This is a genomic window from Sphingomonas sp. Leaf62, assembly GCF_001421915.1.
Lineage (GTDB): Bacteria > Pseudomonadota > Alphaproteobacteria > Sphingomonadales > Sphingomonadaceae > Sphingomonas.
This window is the reverse complement of record NZ_LMLN01000004.1, coordinates 80,628-87,655: the sequence shown is the minus strand read 5'-3', so window position 1 is coordinate 87,655 and position 7,028 is coordinate 80,628. Positions and strand designations below refer to the sequence as shown.

The following is a 7,028-nucleotide window of genomic DNA, read 5'->3' as shown; positions in this document are numbered from 1 at the left end:
CCCTTTCCCCCGCCGATACCCGCGCCGCGATCGATGCCGGTGCGCACCTGATCGACATTCGCGGAACCGACGAACATGCGCGTGAGCACATTCCTGGCGCACAGAACGTCCCGCTAGATCAGATCAGCAAGCTACCGAAGGATGGTCGACCCATTGTCTTCCACTGTACATCGGGGATGCGCACCGCTGCAAACGCGGCGCAACTTGGCGCGGCAGCTGGCGGCGCACCAGCCTTCATGCTCGGGGGCGGCATCGATGCGTGGCGACAGGCCGGACAGCCCATTGTCGCCGATCGGTCGCAGCCGCTGGAGATCATGCGGCAGGTGCAGATTACCGCCGGCGGGCTGGTGCTGGTCGGTGTGCTGCTCGGCCTGTTCTTGGCTCCCGGCTTCCTTGGCCTCTCGGCATTCGTCGGTGCCGGGCTGATGTTTGCCGGGGTGACCGGATGGTGCGGCATGGCCACTCTGCTGCGCGTCATGCCATGGAACCGGCGCGCGGCTGTTTGACGCGATCATGGACAATACCGTCATCCTTGCTCCACCCGCATAGGGCGGCGTGATCGGCCTGATTGCCGCTTGGTCGGCGGGGCCGGCTCGATCTTCGCCTTGCCGCTCCTGACCTGCGTCGCCGGCGTCGGATCGCCGCACGCCGCGGCAGGAACCGCGGCCGTCGCCGTCACGGTCAACACCCGTGCCAGCCGGATCGGTCAGGCCCGCGCCGGATGCATGAAGTGGCGGTGCACCAGCGTCTTGGCGGTGTTCGGCAAGGTTCTCGGTACACGCAGGTGTCCGGCAATGCATCACCCTGCTGCATCCCGTTCGCTTTTGGCGCGCGACCCACTACATGGATGGTTCAGCCTGCCGGGGGCGGGACGTTCGGTACCAGGGTCTAGGAAGCGACAGCAATGATGACCCACGTCCAGGACGTTTCGAGAAGCGACACGCGCAGCGCGCTGGTCATGAAAGATCTGGTAGCGGCCCATGATTGGGCGGCGGGACCACTGGGGGAACGCAGCACGTGGTCTGCCGCGCTCCGGGTGATGGTCGATACCATGCTTGCCTCCTTGCATCCCATGTGTCTGATCTGGGGGCCGGAGCGTATCCTGCTCTACAATGACGGCTACGCCCCGTATCTCGGGGCACGCCATCCCGGTGCGCTCGGGCAACCGACGGCCGCGATATGGTCTGAACTCTGGTATGATATCGAGCCGTTGATCAACCGCGTCTTTGCGGGCGAGAGCGTCGCCTTTCGTGACCAGCCCATGACCATGACGCGCAATGGTTTTCCGGAAGAAACCTGGTACGATTTCGCCTATTCGCCGGTGCGGGGCGAGGCCGGGGAGGTCGTCGGTCTGCTCAACGTCACATCGGAAAGCACGTCGCGGGTCACGGCACAGCGCCAGCGCAACACCGCAACGGCAGAGCTGTCCACCACCGAAGCAAGATGGCGCGGCCTGTTCGAGACGCTGGAGGAAGGATTCATCCTTGGCGAGGTCGTTCGAGACGAGGCGGGCCGGATCGTCGACTGGCGTTATGACGAGGTCAACAACGCCTGGTACGATCTGGTCGGGATCGAACGCGGCTGCGCGGTGGGGCGGACGATCCGGGAGGTGTTTCCCGACGTTGAGGACGAGCTGGTGATGGAGTTTGCCCGCGTCGTCGAGACGGGGGAAGCAATCCGGTTCACACGGCAGGTCGGCGATCTTCACCGCTGGTACGATGGGATGTGCCAACCGGCGGGAGGCGATCGTTTCGCGGCGCTGTTCCAGGACGTTACCGATCGCGTTCGTTCCGATCAACGGCGTGAGGCGCTTGCGGAACTCGGTCGCGCCCTGCCGGCCATCGCCGATCCCGATGCGGTGACGCGCGCGGCAACGGCAATCATCGGGCGCACCCTGGGCGCGGGCCGCGTCGGGTATGGAACGGTCGCGGAAGACGGGGAAACGTTCACCATTCCGAACGACTGGACGGCGCACGGCTATCCGAGCCTCGCAGGGACCTACCGAATGGGCGATTATGGGGCATATGCAGACGATCTGCGCCACGGGCAAACCGTCGTCATTCCCGATATTCGTCTCGATCCGCGCACATCGGGCAACACGGCACCGCTTGAAGCCGTTGCGGTGCGCAGCCTGGTCAACCGGCCGATCGTCGAGAAGGGGCGCACGGTTGCCGTCCTCTACGTCAACGACGATCGGCCACGGGACTGGACGCCTGAGGATCTGGCCTTCATCGCCGACGCCGGCAACCGCACCCGAACCGCGCTCGAACGACGCCGGGCCGAAGAGGAGGCACGCGAAACGGCGAGCTTCATGCAAAGCGTGCTGGCCGCTTCTACCGACTGCATCAAGGTGGTCGAGCTGGACGGCACGCTGTCCTTCATGACCGACGGTGGCATGAAGGTCATGGAGATCAGCGACTTCAATGCCGTTCGCGGCTGCCCATGGCCCGAGTTTCTGAAGGAGGATGGCCCTGCCTACGCGCGCGAGGCCATCGAAGCTGCGAAGCGCGGCAAGACGACGCACTTCGAGGCGCCGGCCGACACCTATATCGGCACGCCCAAGCATTGGTCGGTGTCCGTGTCGCCCATCGCCGGCCCGAACGGCGAAGTCGCCCGCATCCTTTCGGTATCGCGCGACCATACCGAACTCCATAAGGCGCGCGAGCAGCAGCAGCTTCTCAACGGCGAACTGGCTCACCGGATCAAGAACACGATGAGCGTGGTGCAGGCCATTGCCCACCAGACGCTTGGCAAGGCGGAGGATCAGGAAGCGGTGGCCGCTTTCGGCAAGCGACTGGGCGCGCTCGCATCTGCTCATGAGGTGCTGACGCGGGACCATTGGGCGACAGCGAAGCTTGGCGACGTCGCTCACGGCGCTCTGGCGACGTTCGGCGAGGCCCGTTTCACACTCGTCGGTCCGGAAGTGACGATCGGGTCGAGGGCTACGCTGGCGCTTACCCTCATGTTGCACGAGTTGGCGACCAACGCCGCCAAATACGGCGCCCTGACCGTGCCGCAAGGCAAGGTGGCGGTAAGCTGGGCGCTGCGTCGCGACGGCGACACGGATACCCTCAATCTGTGCTGGACGGAGCACGGCGGTCCACCGGCGGTCGAACCGACGCGGAAAGGATTCGGCTCGCGGATCATTCGCATGGGTCTAAGCGGCTCGGGCGGCGTTGAGGTTCGCTACGGCGCAGAGGGTCTCACGGTAGAGGCGACGGCACCATTGTATCAGGTCCAAGAGGCGTAAAAGCGTAGGTTCACGATATGGGACAGTCTCAACCTCTTATGCGATGGCCCGTGCTGGTGGTCGAAGACGAGCCGATCTTGCGGCTCGACGCGATCAGCATGGTCGAAAAGGCCGGTTTCGAGGCCGTGGAGGCGTTGAGCAGCGCCGATGCCATACGTCTCCTCGAAGAGCGCCTCGATATCCGCTTGGTCTATATGGACCTGGACATGCCGCGCAGCCGCAAGGGTATCGAGATTGCCGAGGCGATCCGTCAGCGTTGGCCGCCGATCGAGATCATCCTGACCGCTGCTTATTTCACGCGCGACAGCGTGCGGCTTCCCGAGCGTGCCGAGTTCTACCCCAAGCCGGTGAACCACGTCGAAATCGTCGATGCCATGCACCGATTGATGGGGAATGTCGCGACCGGTTCACGATAAAGGCGTCAGACGGGTCGAGGCATCTTCTCCGTACGACCGCCACTTTCGTGCTGGTTGTCGAAAGCGAATAGATTTCGCTTCATGGGACCGGCCTGAACCGTCCGAACGATTGTCGTCGATCGCTTTTCCCGTTTCAGGATGCGCGACGAGGGACCGGGAGGGTAATCTCCCGGTCACCCCCGGACGTTAGAGCGTGGCCACGCGCGGGTTGTTCACGCTGTGCCCACCGTTGCGGCGCAGAATGTCGCTGACATTCGCATTTGCCGCGGCTGCATCGACGGTGACGAGGACGCCGCCACCGGTCAGGTGTTCGCCGTAATAGGACGCGTCCTCTTCGCTGATGCCATGGCCCTTCAGCACTTCGTTGAACGTGCCGGCCGCAGCGCCAGCGACGGCACCGATCGCCATCGCGCCGGGCACGGCGGAAGCCGCGATCGCTCCGGCCGCGATCAGCGGGCCGACGCCCGGGATGGCCAGTGCCAGCACGCCGAGACCGGCACCCAGCGCGCCACCGCCCAACACACCCCGAGCGATGCTTTCATGATGTTCGTCGGTGATCTCGCCATCGACGTCGCGCGCCGTCGTCGTGCCGTTGCTGCGGGCGATGACCGACAGCGCGCTGTCGCTGACCCCGGCGCTGCGCAGGTCGGCCACCGCCCGCTGCGCTTCCGCTTCGGTATCGAAGATTGCCGAGACGGTCTGGCCGGTGCCGCGCGACGTTCCGGCCGTGGCGGCGGCGACGCCACCGACGCCACCGGTGACGGCGTTGGCCGCACGGTCGAGCGGTCCCCGGTTCGGGTCGTCATGGCCGCGCAGGGTATTCTCGGTCCGATCGAACGGAACACGGTTCGGATCGTCGCGATGCAACGCACCGTCGACACCACCGCTGCCGCCGGTGATGGCGTTCGCGGCGCGATCAAGCGGCCCCCGATTCGGGTCGTCATGGCCACCAAGCGCGTTCTCGGCCCGATCGAATGGACCCCGATCATGATCGTCGCGATGCAGCGCACCGCCGACGCCACCGCTGCCGCCGGTAACGGCGTTCGCTGCCCGGTCGAGCGGACCGCGGTTCGGATCGTCGTGGCGGTCGAACGCGCCTTCGGCACGCCGGGCGATGCCGTCGTCCGTAGCATTGTCCCCGTATCCGTTCCGGTTGCCATCGCTCATGCTGTCTCTCCAATCGAGTTGTCTTGCCGGAGCACAGTCGGGTGAAGCGCAACGGGTGCGTTCCATGGGGCTGTACCCAGGCAGGTTCGAACGTGCTGGGGCGTGGACGGTTCACCGGAGCGCTTCGGAACGATGGTGCAGCAGCACTAGCTCGTTGGTTCAACCGTCCACCCGGACCCAAGCAGGACGGCATGATTGACCCGTTCGGCGACATGCCCCGCAGCTACAGTCCGTGCGAGCCGAGGCCGCGCTCCCGGCCCCAGATGACGGCGCCGCTGCGGCGATTGACGCCCAGCTTGGCGTAGATCCGGGCAACATGATTACGAACCGTGTTGCGCGACAGGTGCAGCCGCTGTGCAATGTCGCCATCGTCCAGATCGTCGCAGATCAGGCCGAGGACTTCGCGTTCGCGGGCGCTGAGGTCGATGGCGGGGGCCGTCGGCCCCGGCCGCCGCAATGTCGCCAGCTTGTCGAGGATCGAGCGGCTGAGCCAGCTTGCATCCTTCATCACCTCGTCGATGGCGGCTGCCAGTTCGACCTCGTTGCGTCGCCGCTCGGTGACGTCCTGATAGACCCACAGCACACAGGGCTGCTGGTCCATGTCGACGGCCTGCGCGGAGACGAGGCAGTCGATGGGGTCGTGCTCTCGCGCCAGCAATCGGGCCTCGTGCTGGTGGAGCGATCCGGTCGCCGTCAGGGCCGCTTCCGCAACCTCCCGTTCGGCAGCCGTTTCCCATAGCGCCAGTTCATCGGCGGTTTTTCCGAGCACGCGTTCGTCGTCAAGACCGGTGAGCGAGCGGAAGGCGGCATTGACCCGCGCGATGCGATGGTCGGCATGGTGCGTCACCACCATGGCGACCGGTGCCATGTCGAAGACGGCGAGAAGGTGCTGCTCGCTCGCCTGCAAGGCGATCTCCGCTTCGCGCCGCGGTTGCAGGTCGGCGAAGGTCAGCAGCAGCGCGTCTTCCTCGGTCACGTCGATGGGTTGGCCGGCAAAGACGACGAGTCGCCGGGTCCCATCGGCGACGAGCAGTTCGGCGTCGGATTGTGGCAGGACCCGGCCCTGTTCGATCCGGGCACGCGTTGCGGTCGGGTCCGCCAGTCCGCCCAGCAGGTCGAGCCCGAACAGGCTCTTTCCGGCAAGCTGCTCCTGCAGGAAGCCGGTAAGGGCCAGAAACCCGGGATTGCCCTGCACGATGCGCAGATCCCGCAGGCGCACGATCAGGGCGGGGGCGGGATTGGCTTCGAACATCGCCTTGAACCGCCGTTCGGCGTTGAAGCGGGCGGACACATCGCTCAGGACCAGCGCCAGATAATCCGCATCGCCGCCATCGACGTCCATGGCCACGTCGCGGACTTCATGGACCCATCGCACCTCGTCGTCACCCGACGGCGCCACCTGCACCGTCTCGTCCGGGAATGCTTCGCCGGCCAACAGCCGAAACAGCGGATATTCGCGGCGTTTGAGCAGGCGGCCATTGCCTGATCGCAGGGTGAAGCGTTCGGCATAGGCCTCGGCAGTTGCGCCCAAATCCTCGACGCGATCGATGCCGTGCATCTTCAGCGCAGCGGCATTGGCGCGCAGGATGACCCCGGTCGGATCGACGACGATGACGCCGTCGAGCAACTGCGCCATGAGTTGTTCGAGATGGCGGAGCGTGGGTGGGGCAGCAGGGTCTGGCATGTCCCTTTAACCGCTGCGAGCCGCGCTGCGTTCCCGGCTTCGTACCAATCATAATAGTGCTGTTGCACCATGCGCCGCGATGGTCGCCGATGGCGGGTCGTGAACCGAAGGAATGTATCGCCCGTTTCACCATGGTCCTCAGTTTAAGTAAAAGGAATGGTCATGGGTCTTATCATACTCCTCGTCGTCGGCGGCATCATCGGTTGGGTCGCCAGCCTGATCATGCGGACCGACGGGCAACAGGGCATCGTCCTGAACGTCGTCGTCGGCATCGTCGGTGCGCTTCTCGCCGGCTTCCTCGTTACGCCGCTGATCGGCGGCGCGCCGATCACCAGCGGCGTCATCAGCGTTCCGTCGATCCTGGTGTCGCTGGTCGGTGCGATCGTGCTGCTCGCGATCGTCAACCTCTTTCGTCGCGGCACGGTTCGGTAAGGTATCTTCGGGGCACCGGCCCATCTCTTGAAGGGCCGGTGCCCGGGCTTGCCCGGCCGTCCTTCGCCATATGCGGGCA

6 protein-coding genes are annotated in these 7,028 nt (G+C 65.4%); 4 read left to right on the top strand and 2 right to left on the bottom strand.

What is annotated here, in order from left to right:
* The 3 genes from ASE91_RS03495 to ASE91_RS03485 all read left to right on the top strand — a co-directional run.
* Positions 1–506: rhodanese family protein (locus tag ASE91_RS03495; RefSeq protein WP_235530289.1), on the top strand; the 506-nt coding region annotated here is incomplete at its 5' end.
* A 398-nt stretch (positions 507–904) separates the two neighbouring features.
* Entirely contained in the window at positions 905–3,250 is a 2,346-nt protein-coding gene (locus ASE91_RS18575; protein ID WP_082453780.1) for a PAS domain-containing sensor histidine kinase, read from the top strand.
* Between the two features lie 50 nt (positions 3,251–3,300).
* Entirely contained in the window at positions 3,301–3,666 is a 366-nt protein-coding gene (locus ASE91_RS03485; protein WP_235530288.1) for a response regulator, read from the top strand.
* Between the two features lie 186 nt (positions 3,667–3,852).
* Here ASE91_RS03485 and ASE91_RS03480 read toward each other — a convergent pair whose 3' ends face one another.
* Together ASE91_RS03480 and ASE91_RS03475 are read right to left on the bottom strand one after the other, a co-directional pair.
* On the bottom strand, positions 3,853–4,833 hold the full coding sequence (locus ASE91_RS03480; RefSeq protein ID WP_056622663.1) for a hypothetical protein: 981 nt from the start codon (positions 4,831–4,833) through the stop codon (positions 3,853–3,855).
* Between the two features lie 223 nt (positions 4,834–5,056).
* On the bottom strand, positions 5,057–6,517 hold the full coding sequence (locus ASE91_RS03475) for a PAS domain S-box protein (RefSeq protein WP_056622662.1): 1,461 nt from the start codon (positions 6,515–6,517) through the stop codon (positions 5,057–5,059).
* A gap of 162 nt (positions 6,518–6,679) precedes the next feature.
* Here ASE91_RS03475 and ASE91_RS03470 point away from each other — a divergent pair, with 162 nt between their 5' ends.
* Positions 6,680–6,949 carry a GlsB/YeaQ/YmgE family stress response membrane protein gene (locus ASE91_RS03470; protein WP_056002282.1) on the top strand — a complete coding sequence of 90 codons (270 nt, stop codon included), beginning with the start codon at positions 6,680–6,682 and terminating at the stop codon, positions 6,947–6,949.
* Positions 6,950–7,028: the final 79 nt, after the last annotated feature.

Excerpts from the sequence above, each read along its gene's own strand:
- ASE91_RS18575 (WP_082453780.1), top strand. The coding sequence starts at position 905 with ATGATGACCCACGTCCAGGACGTTTCGAGAAGCGACACGCGCAGCGCG.
- ASE91_RS03480 (WP_056622663.1), bottom strand. The coding sequence starts at position 4,833 with ATGAGCGATGGCAACCGGAACGGATACGGGGACAATGCTACGGACGAC.
- ASE91_RS03475 (WP_056622662.1), bottom strand. The coding sequence starts at position 6,517 with ATGCCAGACCCTGCTGCCCCACCCACGCTCCGCCATCTCGAACAACTC.
- ASE91_RS03470 (WP_056002282.1), top strand. The coding sequence starts at position 6,680 with ATGGGTCTTATCATACTCCTCGTCGTCGGCGGCATCATCGGTTGGGTC.